The sequence below is a fragment of the Anaerococcus hydrogenalis DSM 7454 genome (assembly GCF_000173355.1).
In the GTDB taxonomy this organism is placed as follows: domain Bacteria; phylum Bacillota; class Clostridia; order Tissierellales; family Peptoniphilaceae; genus Anaerococcus; species Anaerococcus hydrogenalis.
Map to the genome: position 1 here is coordinate 11654 of NZ_ABXA01000007.1, position 15640 is coordinate 27293.

General features: G+C 30.1%; 16 protein-coding genes. 7 read left to right on the forward strand and 9 right to left on the reverse strand.

Features of this window, described 5'->3' with window-relative positions:
* Genes ANHYDRO_RS01395 through ANHYDRO_RS01415 form a run of 6 tightly spaced genes read right to left on the reverse strand, consistent with a single transcriptional unit; the run spans window position 1 to window position 4702 of the window.
* Window positions 1-945, reverse strand: a complete 945-nt coding sequence (locus tag ANHYDRO_RS01395) for an ABC transporter permease (protein WP_004812714.1) — start codon at window positions 943-945, stop codon at window positions 1-3.
* Complete coding sequence (locus ANHYDRO_RS01400; RefSeq protein WP_004812715.1) at window positions 942-2423, reverse strand: sugar ABC transporter ATP-binding protein; 1482 nt, start codon at window positions 2421-2423, stop codon at window positions 942-944. The genes ANHYDRO_RS01395 and ANHYDRO_RS01400 overlap by 4 nt, the downstream gene beginning before the upstream one ends.
* 9 nt (window positions 2424-2432) lie before the next feature.
* The gene (gene rbsD, locus ANHYDRO_RS01405; RefSeq protein WP_004812717.1) at window positions 2433-2825 is read right to left on the reverse strand and encodes a D-ribose pyranase; all 393 of its coding nucleotides are present in this window, start codon (window positions 2823-2825) and stop codon (window positions 2433-2435) included.
* Complete coding sequence (locus ANHYDRO_RS01410; RefSeq protein ID WP_004812718.1) at window positions 2822-3457, reverse strand: ribokinase; 636 nt, start codon at window positions 3455-3457, stop codon at window positions 2822-2824. The genes rbsD and ANHYDRO_RS01410 overlap by 4 nt, the downstream gene beginning before the upstream one ends.
* Before the next feature lie 29 nt (window positions 3458-3486).
* Window positions 3487-3714: a PfkB family carbohydrate kinase gene (locus tag ANHYDRO_RS11055; RefSeq protein WP_004812720.1), complete on the reverse strand. Its 228-nt coding sequence runs from the start codon at window positions 3712-3714 to the stop codon at window positions 3487-3489.
* On the reverse strand, window positions 3701-4702 hold the full coding sequence (locus ANHYDRO_RS01415; RefSeq protein ID WP_039913713.1) for a LacI family DNA-binding transcriptional regulator: 1002 nt from the start codon (window positions 4700-4702) through the stop codon (window positions 3701-3703). Before ANHYDRO_RS01415 ends, ANHYDRO_RS11055 begins: the two co-directional genes overlap by 14 nt.
* A 115-nt stretch (window positions 4703-4817) precedes the next feature.
* Between ANHYDRO_RS01415 and ANHYDRO_RS01420 the strand changes: the two genes are divergently transcribed.
* The gene (locus ANHYDRO_RS01420; RefSeq protein WP_244261613.1) at window positions 4818-5246 is read left to right on the forward strand and encodes a transposase; all 429 of its coding nucleotides are present in this window, start codon (window positions 4818-4820) and stop codon (window positions 5244-5246) included.
* 114 nt (window positions 5247-5360) lie between these two features.
* On the opposite strand, the gene ANHYDRO_RS01425 is transcribed toward ANHYDRO_RS01420, so the two are convergent.
* Window positions 5361-6071: a helix-turn-helix domain-containing protein gene (locus ANHYDRO_RS01425; protein ID WP_004812727.1), complete on the reverse strand. Its 711-nt coding sequence runs from the start codon at window positions 6069-6071 to the stop codon at window positions 5361-5363.
* A gap of 217 nt (window positions 6072-6288) precedes the next feature.
* Between ANHYDRO_RS01425 and ANHYDRO_RS01430 the strand changes: the two genes are divergently transcribed.
* The 4 genes from ANHYDRO_RS01430 (at window position 6289) to ANHYDRO_RS09535 (ending at window position 10291) form a co-directional block, all read left to right on the forward strand.
* Window positions 6289-7515: a MalY/PatB family protein gene (locus ANHYDRO_RS01430; RefSeq protein ID WP_004812728.1), complete on the forward strand. Its 1227-nt coding sequence runs from the start codon at window positions 6289-6291 to the stop codon at window positions 7513-7515.
* 29 nt (window positions 7516-7544) lie between these two features.
* Window positions 7545-8924, forward strand: a complete 1380-nt coding sequence (locus ANHYDRO_RS01435) for an APC family permease (protein ID WP_004812730.1) — start codon at window positions 7545-7547, stop codon at window positions 8922-8924.
* Between the two features lie 94 nt (window positions 8925-9018).
* Window positions 9019-9285 carry a helix-turn-helix domain-containing protein gene (locus ANHYDRO_RS01440; protein ID WP_004812733.1) on the forward strand — a complete coding sequence of 89 codons (267 nt, stop codon included), beginning with the start codon at window positions 9019-9021 and terminating at the stop codon, window positions 9283-9285.
* Window positions 9286-10069: 784 nt separating this feature from the next.
* The gene (locus ANHYDRO_RS09535) at window positions 10070-10291 is read left to right on the forward strand and encodes an IS3 family transposase (RefSeq protein WP_262359392.1); all 222 of its coding nucleotides are present in this window, start codon (window positions 10070-10072) and stop codon (window positions 10289-10291) included.
* A 512-nt stretch (window positions 10292-10803) separates the two neighbouring features.
* On the opposite strand, the gene radA is transcribed toward ANHYDRO_RS09535, so the two are convergent.
* Together radA and ANHYDRO_RS01455 are read right to left on the reverse strand one after the other, a co-directional pair.
* A complete protein-coding gene (radA, locus tag ANHYDRO_RS01450) occupies window positions 10804-12177 on the reverse strand; it encodes a DNA repair protein RadA (protein WP_004812741.1) in 1374 nt (457 codons plus the stop codon).
* Window positions 12164-13405 carry a glutamate-cysteine ligase family protein gene (locus tag ANHYDRO_RS01455; protein ID WP_004812742.1) on the reverse strand — a complete coding sequence of 414 codons (1242 nt, stop codon included), beginning with the start codon at window positions 13403-13405 and terminating at the stop codon, window positions 12164-12166. Before ANHYDRO_RS01455 ends, radA begins: the two co-directional genes overlap by 14 nt.
* 238 nt (window positions 13406-13643) lie before the next feature.
* On the opposite strand from ANHYDRO_RS01455, the gene ANHYDRO_RS01460 reads away from it, so the two are divergent.
* Together ANHYDRO_RS01460 and ANHYDRO_RS01465 are read left to right on the forward strand one after the other, a co-directional pair.
* Window positions 13644-14315 carry a hypothetical protein gene (locus tag ANHYDRO_RS01460; RefSeq protein ID WP_148315714.1) on the forward strand — a complete coding sequence of 224 codons (672 nt, stop codon included), beginning with the start codon at window positions 13644-13646 and terminating at the stop codon, window positions 14313-14315.
* 11 nt (window positions 14316-14326) lie between these two features.
* On the forward strand, window positions 14327-15046 hold the full coding sequence (locus tag ANHYDRO_RS01465; RefSeq protein WP_004812746.1) for a hypothetical protein: 720 nt from the start codon (window positions 14327-14329) through the stop codon (window positions 15044-15046).
* The last annotated feature ends 594 nt before the right edge of the window (window positions 15047-15640 follow it).

Genomic DNA, 15640 nt, shown 5'->3' on the forward strand with positions numbered 1-15640 from the left:
CTATTTATTTCTCTTTCTGTCTATTAGAACTGCTATTAATATTACAATTCCTTTTACTATTTGTTGATAAAAACTTGAAACTCCCAATAAGTTTAGTCCGTTATTTAAGACTCCTAAAATTAAAATTCCAATCAAGGTTCCTGTTAAAGATCCACTTCCACCTGTCATACTTGTTCCACCTAATACAACGGCTGCTATGGCATCCATTTCGTAGGCAGAACCTGCTGTTGGTTGGGCTGAGTTTAGTCTTGATGTAAGTACAAGTCCTGATAAAACTGCCATCAAGGCACTTATTATATATACAAAAGTTTTTGATTTTGCTATGTTAATTCCTGATATGAAACTTGCCTTCTCATTTCCTCCAACAGCAAATATTTTTCTACCGTAAGAAGTTTTATTCAAAAGCATCCACAATATTAAATAAACTATTATAAATAAAATCACTTGGAAGGGAATTCCAAAAATTTGTCCCTTTCCTAAAAATTGAAATACAAAGTCATCTCTTTGTCCAGCTATTGGTCTTCCGTCCATTAATACTAAGGTTAGACCCCTAAATATTGTCATTGTTGCAAGGGTTACTATAAATGGTGCAAGCTTTCCTTTGGTTATTAGTAAACCATTTATTAAGCCCAATAAAATTCCCAATAATATTGCTACTATTATTGCAAATATTGTGCTTATTCCACTTTGCATAAGCCAGGCAAATATTGCTGAACTTAAGGCAAGGGTTGATCCGACTGAAAGGTCAATTCCTCCTGTTAAAATTACAAAGGTCATTCCTAGGGCAACAAAACCATTTATTATAAGTTGACGCATTAAGTTTAATAAGTTACTTACTTGCAAAAAAGCTGGGTTAAGTAAACTTACAAAACATATTAAAATTATTAAGGCAAGTATTGTCCCAAGATTTTGATTTTCTTTAAATCGATTTTTTATATTGGTCATATTTTTCCTCCTGTTGCAAGGGTCATTATTTTTTCTTGATTTGCATCATGGCTTGAAATTTCTCCTTGCATTTTTCCTTCATATATTACATAAATTCTATTTGATAGGCTAAGTAACTCTGGCAAATCGCTTGAAATAAGGATGATTGATACGCCTTTTTGGGTTAAATCTTTTATTAAATCATATATTTCTCTTTTTGCTCCTACGTCTACTCCCTTGGTTGGCTCATCTAAAATTAAAATTTCCGGATTTATGGCATACCATTTTGCAAATACAACTTTTTGTTGGTTTCCTCCAGATAAGTCCGAAACTTTTGCTTCTGATGATTGGGTTTTAACTTTAAAACTTTCAACCAGGCTATCAGAAAGATTTTTTTCTTTTTTCTTGTCTATAAATGAATTTTTTGAAAATTTATCAAAGTTTAAGAGGGAAATATTTTCTCTTATAGATTCATCAAGGACAAGGCCTTCTTCTTGCCTATTTTCTGTTACAAAGGCAATTTTATTTTTTATGGCATCTATTGGTTTATTTATTACAACTTTTTTGCCATCAATAAAAACTTCTCCCTTATCTTTTGGGTCAAGTCCAAAAACAGATCTCATTATTTCCGTTCTTCCTGCTCCCATAAGACCAGAAATTCCTAAAACTTCACCTTTTTTTGCCTTTATATTTATATTTTCAAAATATCCCTTTCTGCTGAAATCTTTTATTTCAATTTTTACGTCTGATATTTCAGCATCCATTTGAGGATAAAAATCTCCAATATCTCGACCTACCATGGCTGAAACCACTTCTTTTTCGCAAGTTTTGTTTGTATCCATCAAGGATACAGATTTTCCATCTCTCATTACAGTAATTTTGTTGGTCAAGGAAAAAATTTCTTCCATCCTATGGGATATGTATATCATAGAAACTTTTTGATCTCTTAGCCTTTTTATTAAATTGAACAATTTGTCAATTTCATTATTGGTTAGGGCTGATGTCGGTTCATCAAGGATTAATACATTTACCTTGTTTAAGTTTGCCTTGGCAATTTCCATCATTTGCCTTTGGCCTACTGACAATTTTGAAACCTTTGTATCAGGGTCAATATCTAGGTCAAATCTTTTTAGAAGTTCTATGGATTTTTTTCTCATAGCATCTTTATCAAGAAAAATCCCCTTCCTAAGTTCATTGTTCATAAAAATATTATCCATGACACTAAGGTCTGGCCAATCTGATAATTCTTGGTGGATAAAACTTATGCCGTATTTTTTGGCATCGTTGGTGGTATTAATTTCAACTTTTTTTCCATCAATTAATATTTCTCCCTTATCTTTTGGCAAAACTCCGGATAAGATATTCATTAGGGTAGATTTTCCTGCCCCATTTTCTCCAACCAAGGCATGAATTTCACCTTCATTTAAGGTAAAATTTACACCCTTTAGGACGTCATTTTTTCCAAAAGATTTGTAAATATCTTTCATTTCAATTTTCATAAAATCCTCCTAAAAGATATTTTTTGATCTTAAAATTATATTTGAATAAGGTGTATCTTCCCCGGTCCTTATTACAAATTTCACATCTTTTAATTTTTTCTTAAAATCTTCGTGAGATATATAAGAAGAGTCACAATCTGGTAAAAGATTTTTAATATCTTTTTCTTGCTTTGGGTTATTTTCTTTAATCTCTTTTGCCAAGTAATAATATTCACAGCCAAAATCTTCAAGTAAAACTTCTAAGACATGGATAAATTTAGGCTCGCCAAGTTTTAGAGCCAAGTCTATTTTTTTGTCAGGATCAATTGGCAAACCACAATCGCCAATTGCTATTAGGTCTGTGTGACCCAAGTCAGAAAGTCTTTTTGAAATTTCGCTATTTAATATTCCTTTTTCTTTCATACATCGCTCCTTTCAAAATTTTTCACATCATCAAGGCTTGGAATTGAAATACTTGCACCTTTTTTTGTAACTGATAAGGCTGATGCCTTGCTTGCAATTTTCATTGCCTCTTTTACATCTTTTCCTTGATAAAAATAAGATACAAAATATCCAGTAAAGGTATCTCCAGCTCCTGTAGTATCAAGGGCCTTGACCTTGAAAGAATCTTGTTTTATTTTTTCATCCTTAGCTATAAAAATTGACCCCTTGCTTCCCAAGGTCATAACTACTTTTAAGTTTGGGTAGGTGTTTTTAAAATAAGCAATTTTCTCATCGTTTGTTTTTTTCCCACTAATACTTGCTGCCTCGTGTTCATTAACCAAGATAAGGTCGATTTTTTCATAATCAAATTCCTTTATCCTATCTGTTATAGGAGAAGGATTCAAAACTATCTTCATATTTTTCTCATAGGCCCTATCTATTAAATATTTCATCGAATTTATCTCATTTTGTAAGACCAAAACATCGTTTTTACCAAAATCATCCAAAACTTTGTCGATAAATTCCTCATCATTATCAAAATTAGCCCCCTTATAAAGGACTATGGAATTTTCTCCCTTATCATCAACCTGAATTATTGCATTTCCTGTCAATTTTTCAGATTGTCTTATATATTTGTTATCTACATTTTCTTTTTTAAATAATCAATCAAATATAGGCCATCTTTTCCCACGCTTCCAGCATGATAAACTTTATCAAAACTTTTAGCTAAGGCAACAGATTGGTTTAGGCCCTTGCCACCTGGTCTTTTTTCAATACTTTTTGCACTAATAGTTTCCCCAGGTTTTACAATTTCTTCAACCCTGAAAAATATATCAATATTTAAAGAACCAAAATTAAGTATCTTCATTTTTATCCCCTACACTTTCTCCAAAATTTATAAAAGGTTCAACCATAACCTTCCTATCAACTTTTTTATTTTTTATCAAATCATCTGCCATTTTAATAGAGTATTTTGCAATCATTTCAAGATTTTGATCAATAGATGTAAGCCTTGGACTAACAATATTATTTAAAAATAAATTATCATAGCTTATCAAAGAAATATCATCTGGAACCTTAATTTTATTTTCAGAAAAAAACTTCAAAAGTCCGTATGATGACATATCAGAAAAAGAAAAAATTGCATCGATATTTTTTCCCAAAAAATATTTTCCAGCCTTATATCCACCCTCAAAAGTATAATCTCCATGAATTATATTTGAAGAATCAATATAAATATCCTTGTTCATAGCTGCCTTAATGGCTCCTGAAAGTCTTCTAGATGAATTAGCAGTAGACCTTGGACCAATTAGGATTCCAATATTTTTAAAACCCTTATCAATCAAATATTCCATGCCCAAAAGCCCGCCTTTTTCATTATTTCCAGTTACCATGTGGTAAGAATTATTATTAAAATCTACCTCATCCAAAAAAATAATGTTATTTTTCTCAATCAAATCCTGTTCAAGATTTTTAACATTCCTGTCAACAATCAAAGAGGCTGCTACAAAATTGCTATTTAAAATATTTAAAAATTTCCCCTTATCCAAGTCCTTGTTATTCGTGTTGTGGATGTATAAAAAATACTTATATTTTTCTGCATAATAGGTAAGATTTTTAACCAGCAAAGAAAAAAATGGATTGGAAATGTCGGGAATGATAGCCATAATCACATTACTTTTCTTGCTAGCAAGGGCTCTTGCAAAATTATTTGCCTTATAATTTAAGCTTTCAGCTGCATCAATAACTTTTTTTCTAGTTTGGTCAGATATTTTATTGTTAGTCTTGTTCAAAACCATAGAAACTGTAGTTATAGAAACTCCAGCAAGTTTTGCTACATCTTTTATAGTTGCCATAAAAAACTCCATTAAAACGTTTTAATCATTTACAATATAACCTTTTATATTTCTTTTGTCAACATTTTCTCCAAAAATTTTAAAAATTTTTGATTTCTTTTAAAAAAAAGGGCTATTGCAAAAGTCCCAAGATAGAAAAAAGACGAGGAAATTAAAATCCTTGTCTTTTTCTGATACAATTCAATTAAAAATGAATTTTAACACTGAAATATATGTCAAAGATGATGTTAAATTAAGGCTTGTAAAAAATATAATTGAAAGGATCGATTTATCACAATTAAGAAAAGTCTACTCATCATTTGGAAGAAAACCTACAGTAAACCCAGTAACTATTCTCCAAATAATAATTTTTTGTTACTCTGAAGGAATATTTTCATCAAGAAATATAGAAAAATCATGTAAATATGATTTTAGAATTAGATATTTGCTAGATTCACAACAAGCACCTGATCATAGTACAATTAACAGGTTTAGACAAAAAATAAAGGAAAATGTGGATAAAATAGAATTTCCTATGAAAAGTACTAGAAATTTTGTTAGCTAAATATAAATATATAAGAAAAAAGGTGATGAGCAGAATAGATTTAACTATTTTTCTCATCACCTTTTTTGTTTAAGTTTAAATTATTAAAAATGTAACCATTTTAAATTTGGTATTCTATGTTACAGCAAACATGTTATAAAGCTTCAGTAGTCTAATATCTTCATTTGATATTTTTAAAATATTTTCAAAATTTCTATCTATTTCTATGCTTTTTTTGCTTATTAGCATTTTGGTTGATATTGGCATCATAGGTCTTGATGAAAATCCTGTCCAAAGAGACCATTTTGTTTCACTATTTAAAAAGCTTGCTAGAATTTGAATGATAGCCTTTTCCATGTGTGTATCTTTATTTGTTAAGTTTATATTTGTTTTAGCATCAAAATGTTCTATAAATCCAAAATATGTATTTTCACAAACTTGATAGGTTTTTTCGTCTTTGTAATTCATATACATCATAATTCTATATTTATTATTATCTATTTTTGATAGTATATTTAGCTTGGATCTTATTACCTTATTTACTCTTCCATCATACATGTAAGAGTAAAATTCAGTTAAATTTTTAAAAAATTTGGGAACATTTTTACTTTCATCACTTATTAATATTTGATCATCGTTGTAAAGTAATTTATCAACCCTTATATCCAAAGCGTCAGCTATGAGATAAAGATTATCTATATCTATTTGTATTTGACCATTTTCATATTTTGATAATGTTGATTTTGACTTGTATATTTTTTTCGCTAGTTCTTCTAAAGTTAATTTTCTTAATTTTCTATAAGCTTTTATAAGTTTTCCGACTTCTTTATTATAATCAATATTCAAGTTAAACCCCTTTTCTTAATAATCAACTAATTTTAAAATTTTAAAATAATATCTAAATTTACCAATATTATATCATTTTATCCTTAATAAATCTATTTATAAGAAACTTATCGAGGAATTAATTTCTTTTTAAGAAATTGATATCGTTTTGACAGAATTTTAAAATCTTGATATACTCCTTTTTAAATAAAACGTTTCCAAAAAAGGAGGAAAATTTATGTATAATTTTGAGAAAATAATCGATAGGACAAAGACTAATGCAATGAAACTTGAAGGATATAAATCCTATATTTTTGGTGCTGATGATAGTTTAGAACTGCCATTTAAGGACGATGAATTCATACATATGTGGGTTGCTGATATGGAATTTGCTGTAGCCCCTGAAATTTTGTCTGCTATAAATCAAAGACTTGGTAGAGAAATTCTAGGTTATACTGCAAATTATGATGATAGTTTATACAAGGCTCTTAGGAGATGGTGTAAGGATAGATATAACTGGGATATAAAACAAGAAGAACTCGTAACATCAGATGGAGTAATTCCTGCCTTAGAAAGACTTATTAGTTATGTAGTTAAGCCTGAAGAAAAGGTTGTTTTTAATACTCCTGGTTACGGTCAGTTTGCTATGTGTGCTGAAAGAGCAGAAAGAGAATATTTAACAACTGATTTAATTTATAATGGCGATGGTACTTATGATTTTGATTTTGAGGACTTAGATAAAAAACTAGCAAGGGACGATGTCTCAATGTTTATTTTATGTAATCCTCACAATCCTACAGGTAGGGTATGGACCATTGATGAGATGGAAAAAATAGCAAAATTAGTTAAAAAACACCAAGTATTTTTAATTTCTGATGAAATTCACTGCGATATTAGAAGAAAAAGTGCGCCTAAGCATATACCAATGGCAAAGGTTATGGGAGATTATGCTAAAATGGCTACCTGCATGGCAGCATCAAAAACTTTTAATCTAGCAGGTCTTCAACAATCAGCCATTTTTATAAGAGATGAAGAAATTAGGGAAGAATGGAAATCTAAATATATGGGATTTTTAAATCCATTATCTTTAGAAGCAACAATCGCAGCCTACAATCAAGGTGAAAAATGGCTTGAAGAGATGAGTGATTATTTGGATAAAAACTTCAAATTTATGGAAAATTTCTTTAAAGAAAACCTAAAAGATGCCATAGTTACTAAATCCCAAACAACTTATTTAGGTTGGGTTGACCTAAGTAAATATTTTGAAAAAGATGAAGACGTAGAGCTATTTTTTGCAAAAGTAGGTGGAATTTTACTAGAGGCTGATAAGTCGTTTGTAGGACATGCAAATAGGATGATTAGGTTAAACTTAGCTTGTCCAAGATCTTATTTAAAAAAAGGTTTAGAGCGTATCGCAGATGCTCTTTTAAACAAACATGATGAAAAATTTACTGATAAAAGATAAATCTTTTAAAAATTATAAGGAGCTAAATTATGGCTAAAAATGATAAAAAACTAGGTCTAATTAATGTTATTGGTCTTGGGGTTGGTGGGGCTATTGGATCAGGAATTTTTGTAACCTTGGGTTCAGCTATGTCAAGGACAGGAAGATCTATACTACCAATAACAATTATATGTGTATTTTATATGCTATTAGCATATTGGTATAATTTAGGGATGTCCACTGTATTTGTTGTAAAGGGTGGAGATTACTCCATGAAGGGTATGCTTCTTCCTCCGATTTTAACAGGCTTTGGAGGATGGACTAATGTAATATGGGCTTTCGGATGTACTGGATATGCCTTGGCAATTAGTCAATATCTAGGAGATCTTTGGCCTTTATTTAATGAATATAGTAAAATAAGTTCAGCGATTATATTAACAATATTTTTCCTACTAACTATTAAGGGAAATAGCTTTGTTGCAATATTTCAAAATGTAGTTACATTTTTATTAATATTTGCCCTAATATTATTTGTTGTTTTAGGAATTCCAAGTATTGATACATCGAAGTTTTTTGATATGAACTATGATGGTGGTTTTTTCTATAATGGCCTATCTGGAGTTATAAGTGCTATAGCAATAATGGCTTGGGCCTGTCAAGGTACTACAATGGGACCTGTTGGTGTAGTTCCTAATACAAAAAATCCTAAAAGAAATATCCCGCTTGGTATAATATTAACTTGTCTTGTTGTTTCAGCAGTTTATGGTTTGATGTCATTTGTTGCATCTGGAGTTTTAACTTACGATCAATATGCAGGAGAAAATTTAAGTGTTACAGCAAGGGCTATTATGCCTCAAGGATTGTTTACATTTTTTGTAATAGGTGGTGGAATATGTGCTATAATATCATCATTTTTATCGGTTTTGATAATGATTAGGTATCCTTTATCTAAGATGGCAGATGATGGATGGCTTCCAAATTCATTTAAGAAAAAGTCTGCTGACGGATATCCATATTATTGTTATTTATTAGTATATATTGTAGCTTTGGTACCTATTTTAATTGGAATGAATGTTGATAATGCTATTTCAATGCTTATGATACCAACAATGATAATAAATATATATTTAAATACAAAGTGTATGATGATACCTAGTAAGTATAAAGAGCAATTTGAGAATAGGTCAATTAAAATACCTAAATGGCTTTTTGCTTTAGCTTCTGTACTTGGAGGTGTATGTTCTGCTATAATTGCTATTACTTTATTTAAAGATTTAAATTTCCATAATGCGATAATAGCTGCAGCAGTAGTAATTTTCCCATTATTATTTTCATGGTTAGCCTTAAAGTCAGGATCTGTAAGTAGAAAACATTTAGATAAAGAAAGAGAAAAAATAATAGAGGATGCTTTAAAACACGATCAAGTTTAGTAATTCTTATAATAAGAAAAAAGGTGATGTTGCAGAATTGAACTGACCCCCAAAAGTTAGACCTAAAAACTAACTAAAGGAGGTCAGTTTTTTAATGGCAAAATATAGCACAGAATTCAAAATGAGAATTGTAAAAGAATATTTAAAAGGAAATATAAGCTTTAAAAATTTAGCAAAAAAGTATAATATTTCTCACCATGAAATAGTAAAAAGATGGGTAATGGACTTTAGAAAAAAAGGCATTGAAGGACTGAAATCCAAAAAGAGAGGAAGACCTTCAAAAATGTCAAAAACCCCAAAGAAATCAAAAGACACTAAAGTGGAAACTTCAACAAAAATAAGCAATTCAGAAAATGAATAATTAACACAAGCACAATTAAAAGAAAAAATAAAGAAATTAGAAGAAAAAACTATTAGCTTCAATTAGAAAATGATGCAATAAAAAAAGATAGAATTGTCTCAGATGACAGATGCAGAAATAAGACAATTGCTGAAACAATCGAGGTCTTAAGAAGTAAATACAAACTAAAAGACTTGTTAAAATACTTTCATCTTGCCAAATCAACATACATGTATTGGCAAAAACGAGTAAATAAACCGAATAAGGATGTAGAATTAGAAAACAAAATACTAAAAATAAGAAAAGAAAATCCAAACTATGGCTGCAGAATAATAACTGCAATGTTAAAAAGATAAGGACTGAAAATAAACAAAAAGAAAGTACAACGACTAGTTCAAAAATTAAAACTTCAAGTAAAAAGTTATTCAAGAAAATCTAAAAAATACTCATCCTACAAAAGACAGGTAGGAAAAATATCAGACAACAAAATAAAAAGAAATTTTAAAGTAGAAAAACCATACACATAAATAACGACAGATACAACAGAATTTAAGTATTTAGAAAAAATAAAACAGGAACCTATCAAATAAAGAAACTCTATCTAAACCCATACCTAGATATGTACAACAGTGGAATACTAAGCTATGAAATATCAAAACCCCCGACAATAGAACCAATCTTAAAAGCCTTAGAAAAAGCAATAAAGGTAACCAACAAAAGTAAAGAAAAAAGAATATTCCACTCAGATCAAGGCTGAGCATATCAAACAAATCAATACACATCAAAACTAGAATCCAAAGGTATAATCCAATCAATGTCCAGAAGAGGCAACTGCTTAGACAACTTGCCAATGGAAAACTTCTTTGGAATATTAAAACAAGAAATATATTACGGACAAAAATTCTATTCATACGAACACTTAAAACAAACAATAGAAGATTTCATAAAATATTACAATGAAGAAAGGATAAAAGAAAAATTAGGATACTTATCACCAGTAGAATATAGAAAGAAAAATGCAGCATGAAAATTTCCTACCCCTAGGGGTAGGATAGGACAAAGAAATACCAGAGCTAGTTTAGTTCTAACTCAGGTATTAGGTACAACTTTGTGGGGTCACATTAAAAGACGAGGATTTTAATTTCCTCGTCTTTTTTCTATCTTGGGACTTTTGCAACAGCCCCAAGCTGTTGACAAAGTAAACAAATCCTCATGTTAAGAATATCATACGCAAAAAATTGATTTGATTTCAAATTAAAAATTCGTCAAAAATCGCACTCTAAAATTTAAAACTATGATTATTTTTTAAATAATTTAAATTCAATTAAATTTTAATTCTTCGTTTTATTCCGAGGGATAAATATTAAAATCGTGCCACTGGCACAATTTTAATATTTATCTGTCATCGCTTTAGCGAGTTTGCGATTTTAGAATTTTAAAATTTAGAAATCAGCAATTTTTGAAGTCAGATATTCGTGCTTGAGGGTTTGTCTACGCTCTGGGCTCTTGTAAATCCACAAGAGTTTTATTAAAAATATTTTATTTTCCAAACACATCCAAAATAACTTCTTTTATATTTTTCATCTCTTTTATTTGAAGATTTTTGAATTCTTTTTTGTCAATTTGAGATTTTCCTATATAGGCTTTTTTGTATCCCAATCTTTCTAGTTCCTTTAGTCTGGATTTTATTTGTGGAACTTTTTTAAGTTCTCCAGTAAGGCCAACTTCTGCTATAAAAACAGTTTTGTTATCGATTGGTTTTTTAAGGTATGATGAGGCAATTGAAATCATTATAGCAAGATTTACAGATTGCTCTCTCATTTTTAGGCCACCTGTTGCTTTTATTATTACATTTTCATCAAATAAATTAATTCCAGCCCTTTCTTGTAAAATTGAAATTAAGGTATTCAAATCATCCTTTCTTAAACTATCTCCAATTCTTTGGGGATAGGGCATAAATGATTTTGAAACCAAGGATTCTATTTCAATTTCTAAAAGTCTTGTCCCTTCTTTCATTACAGAAATTGCAGATCCTTCTACTTCTGTATCTCTTTCTGTAATAAAATATTCTGATGGGTTTGTTATTTCAATCAGGCCTTCTTCTTGCATGGAAAATAATCCAACTTCTCCTGTCGGACCAAACCTATTTTTTGTACTTGTTAAAAGTCTAAGGTCATCTTCATTTTCTCCATCCAAAAGTAAAACTGTATCAACCAAGTGTTCCAAGGTTCTAAGCCCTGCCATTTCTCCTGTTTTATTCATATGGCCTACCATAATAAAGGCCCTTTTTTTCTCAGGATTTTTGGCAAGGTCCACACACTTATTGGCACATTCTATAGTTTGGGTAGGAGATCCTTGCTTGTTATCAAATTCGTTTAGGGCAAAAGTTTGAATTGAATCCAAAATTATTACATCTGCATCTTTTTTCTTAATTTCAATTTCTGCAAGATCCATAGAATTTGTCGATAAAATCCAAATATTTGGAGAAATTTCTCCAATAATCCTATCGGCCCTAGATTTTATTTGCGATTCGCTTTCTTCTCCCGAAACATACATAACCTTAAAGCCGTCTTTGGCATAAGAAGATGATAATTGCAAAAGAAGAGTAGATTTTCCAGCTCCAGGCCTTGCAGTTAAAATCGAAACAGAATCTTTTACAAGTCCTCCTCCTATGGCCCTATCAAATTCTTCAAATCTTGATTTTATCCTTTCTGATTGGTCAAGCTTTATCTCTTTTAATAATCTTGCCTCATTATCAAAATCAAGGGAAATAGGATTTTTTGATGAAGATTCTTTTTTTACAGTTTTTTCAACCAAAGTCCCCCATTTTCCACACTCTGGACACTTTCCTGCCCAAACTCCTTGTGTATGGCCACAATTTTTACATTCAAAAGCTTTTTTAAGCTTGGCCATTAAATTCACCTACTGCATAATTTACAGAAAATTTCTCACAAGCCTTTTTGGGATCTTCCTTGTATAATTTTTCAAACTTATCTCTTAAAGTTTCCTTTTCATCCATCAATTTTTCTATGCATGTTAAGTATGATTTTTCTTCATCACTTAGGGCATTTTTTGAAAGAGAAATAAAATATTTTATCCAAGTACAAACAGATTTTCCTTGGTATTTGGCATCAAGACCATGTTTTTTTGTATCATATTTTAATTTTTGACAAGTTTCATAGGTCATATCCTTAAAATCTTCCCTTAACTTATTTAAGTTTTCTTCATTGTAAAATAAACCTTTCAAAAGGGCAGGAAAGGAAATATTGTATGGGTAAGGGACAGCATCAGGCATTCTAATTTCTAAGTATTTTTTTGCTCTAACATCTGGAAAAACAATTGATAGGGCATGGAAAATCATCTCATCTGAAAAATCTTCATCCATTATTTTTTCAAATTTTGTATCTGCCTTATAGACATCTTTTCCATTTTCATGAACAAAAATTATATCTGTATCTAGAATTTTTTCTGCATATTTTTCATATCCCATATCCTCATCAAAGGCAAAATCATAAACTCCAGTCCTATTTTTATCACAATGCTCCCAAATTTCTTGGCGTAAATTTCTATCCTTATAAACTTCTCCCTCAAAAATATAGGCATTATCGTAAAGACTATACATGAAGGCTGAAAGGGCATTTGCTACAAAAAATTTCTTTTTAAAATCATCCTCATCACAATAATCAATTGCTGTTTGGACGCTTGCAGTTCCCCTCATCATATTTAGGGCATATTTTCCAGCAAAGTCTGTAAAATATTTTTGCATATACTTATACCTATCTTTTGGAATAATATTCAAGTCCATAATTTTAGATTTTGGATGATAGCCCAAAGTTTCTAGGTATTGGTTTTTTTCTTCAAAAATTGGAATAATTTCTGTCATTATTTTTTTATAAGATTCATCCAAATCTTTTATATTTTTCTTTGCATCAATTGCAAGTTCAAACTGGCCAGCGGGTTCAAGATTTACAGCAATATCATCTTGTCGAAGGCCAAGTATATATCCTTCCTCCTCATTTGTAATCTCAAAGCCCATTTGATTTAATTCTTTTAAACTTGCTCCTACTCCTTTTTTACCAAAATAATCATAGGAAAAAAGTTCTTTTTTATCTATAACAAAATGTTCCATTTCAAGGCCCATTTTAAAATTTTCTTTTTGACTTTCACCTGATTTTATATAGGCTACTATCTTGTCTTTTTTTTTCTTGATAATTCACGCTTATCCTCCATCTTCTAGACTTTCACTAATTAATAATATACCCTATTTGCCCTTATTATAAATTTCTATCTTTTTTAATAAATCTTTTTTGGTTTGTTAATACTTTCCCTTTATTTTGAAAATGGTATATGATTTATATAAGAAATTAAAAGGAGATAATATGATTAAAAAAATTTTTATTGGTCTTTCCCTGTTAATTTTTTTGACAGGATGTGGGAAAAGTTCGAAAAGATCAGATGATAGTGTGGAAATTTATAACAAGGCTTCTTTAGAAAATAAGGATAACAACTTAAATTCTAACGAAAAATCAAATACAAAAGAAGCCGCAAAAAAAGTAAAGGATCCATATCAAGAAATTTACAAACAAATCCAAGGTGTAAAATTTTATAATTCTGGCGGATCTGCAATTGAATCTATTTATTTTTATAAGGATGGATATTTTGATGGGGCCTTAAAAACTGGAAACGGTTATGAAATAGGTCAATCTTTTTATAATGGAAAATTTGATATAGTAGAAAAAATTGATGATACAAGCTACAAAATAAAACTTGTAAGACTTGATTATGATGTGAAAATTGGAGATAAAACCAATAAAAACATTGACGGAAATAATTTCCAAATAACAAATATTAAAACCCTTGTTTTTAGTGAACAAAATGAAAATTATATCCTCCACCTGCCTGATACAAAAACAGCAAGCCTTAATGAGAATATAATTACTGGGATGAAAATGGCTGGTAACAATTATGGGCAAGATAAGATTGGTATTTTTCTTCTAACAAAAGAAGTTGCAGAAGGAGAATCTTTTGTAATGTCCCAATATAAAAAATAAGGAGAATTTTTATGAAATTTACAAAAAAATTAGGATTAATTTTAGGCTTTATAATATTTATCCCATCCCTAACACATGCAAGTAAGCTTGTTGATATTAAAGAAATCAGGGGAGATAAAAATCATTACATGGATTTTCTTTTTAACAATACCGAAATGGTTTGTGATAAAAATGATCTTCAAGGAAAATCCCAAGAAAATAGTCAAGAAAAAAGTGAAGACAATAAGAGATGGGAAGGCGATATTTTAAAAGAGCTTTCTGGTAAAAGTTTTTCATTTTATTCAGGATCTGGTGCTTGGATGACAAATTTAACCTTTACAGATGGAAAGGGAAATTTTGAGGCAAGTTTTTCTGATTCTGATATAGACCAAGTTCAAGGAGCAGAATGCGTGGGAAAATTTGACCTTGTGGAAAGAATTGACGATACATCTTATAAGTTAAAGCTTTCAAATGTAAAAACCACTTCAAAAATTGGCGAATCTTATGTAAACGGAAAATTAAATATAGGAAAAAAAGTTCCCTATGGTTTTGAAACTTTGGAAAATCCGGATGAGTATTCCACTTCCTTCACCCTCTACTTACCAAAAAGATTAAAATCTCAAATAGATGAAAATGTATATGGCTGGGCATACAATGTAACAGACCATGCCTATATAGACGATTACCAATCAAGAATTTTTATCCTAGCAAACGACTCCACTAAGGCTGGCTTTGCTGAAAATATAAATTAAAAAACTGCCTTAAAGGCAGTTCAGTCTGTTGACAAACTAAAATTTTTTCCATTTAGAGCAGATAAATAACCGTCGGTTTCGGTTGTTTATCCCGATTTATCGTACGTAGTGAGTCGAGAAATCTCATGAGATCTCTCCATGCGTTCGTTTCACTCACTTAGTCGAGATGGTACGTAGCTTAATTTTTATTTATAATAAAATATTAGCTAAAACTATAATTTGTCTACGCTCTGAAACTGCCCTAATAGGCAGTTTTTTCTTATATTCTTCCTAGCATTTTTAAAATAATTTGGGCTATAATTGCAGATCCAAGATAGGTTCCTAGTATTACAAATATTGCCAAAATAATAATTTTTGGTCCAGTTTTTTTCAAATTATCTAGATTTTCCCCAGTATAAATTCCTGCATAGGCAAGAATTGGTGTACAAAGTGTAGTAAAATCTACATTTCCTGTGTGGTTAGGAAATAAAATTTCAGAAAATGGAAAGACCGGAATTGTAACTATAGTTGCAAGAGTTACAATGTAGGCTACTGCTGGAATTTTTCCAGGTCATTATTTCAGAAATCCTATTCCTGCAATTGAAATTAAGGCTA

Bases quoted from the DNA above. Each gene is read 5' to 3' on its own strand.
- ANHYDRO_RS01395 (WP_004812714.1), bottom strand. From the start codon at position 945: ATGACCAATATAAAAAATCGATTTAAAGAAAATCAAAATCTTGGGACA.
- ANHYDRO_RS01400 (WP_004812715.1), bottom strand. From the start codon at position 2,423: ATGAAAATTGAAATGAAAGATATTTACAAATCTTTTGGAAAAAATGAC.
- rbsD (WP_004812717.1), bottom strand. From the start codon at position 2,825: ATGAAAGAAAAAGGAATATTAAATAGCGAAATTTCAAAAAGACTTTCT.
- ANHYDRO_RS11055 (WP_004812720.1), bottom strand. From the start codon at position 3,714: ATGAAGATACTTAATTTTGGTTCTTTAAATATTGATATATTTTTCAGG.
- ANHYDRO_RS01415 (WP_039913713.1), bottom strand. From the start codon at position 4,702: ATGGCAACTATAAAAGATGTAGCAAAACTTGCTGGAGTTTCTATAACT.
- ANHYDRO_RS01430 (WP_004812728.1), top strand. From the start codon at position 6,289: ATGTATAATTTTGAGAAAATAATCGATAGGACAAAGACTAATGCAATG.
- ANHYDRO_RS01435 (WP_004812730.1), top strand. From the start codon at position 7,545: ATGGCTAAAAATGATAAAAAACTAGGTCTAATTAATGTTATTGGTCTT.
- ANHYDRO_RS01440 (WP_004812733.1), top strand. From the start codon at position 9,019: ATGGCAAAATATAGCACAGAATTCAAAATGAGAATTGTAAAAGAATAT.
- radA (WP_004812741.1), bottom strand. From the start codon at position 12,177: ATGGCCAAGCTTAAAAAAGCTTTTGAATGTAAAAATTGTGGCCATACA.
- ANHYDRO_RS01455 (WP_004812742.1), bottom strand. From the start codon at position 13,405: ATGGGCCTTGAAATGGAACATTTTGTTATAGATAAAAAAGAACTTTTT.
- ANHYDRO_RS01460 (WP_148315714.1), top strand. From the start codon at position 13,644: ATGATTAAAAAAATTTTTATTGGTCTTTCCCTGTTAATTTTTTTGACA.
- ANHYDRO_RS01465 (WP_004812746.1), top strand. From the start codon at position 14,327: ATGAAATTTACAAAAAAATTAGGATTAATTTTAGGCTTTATAATATTT.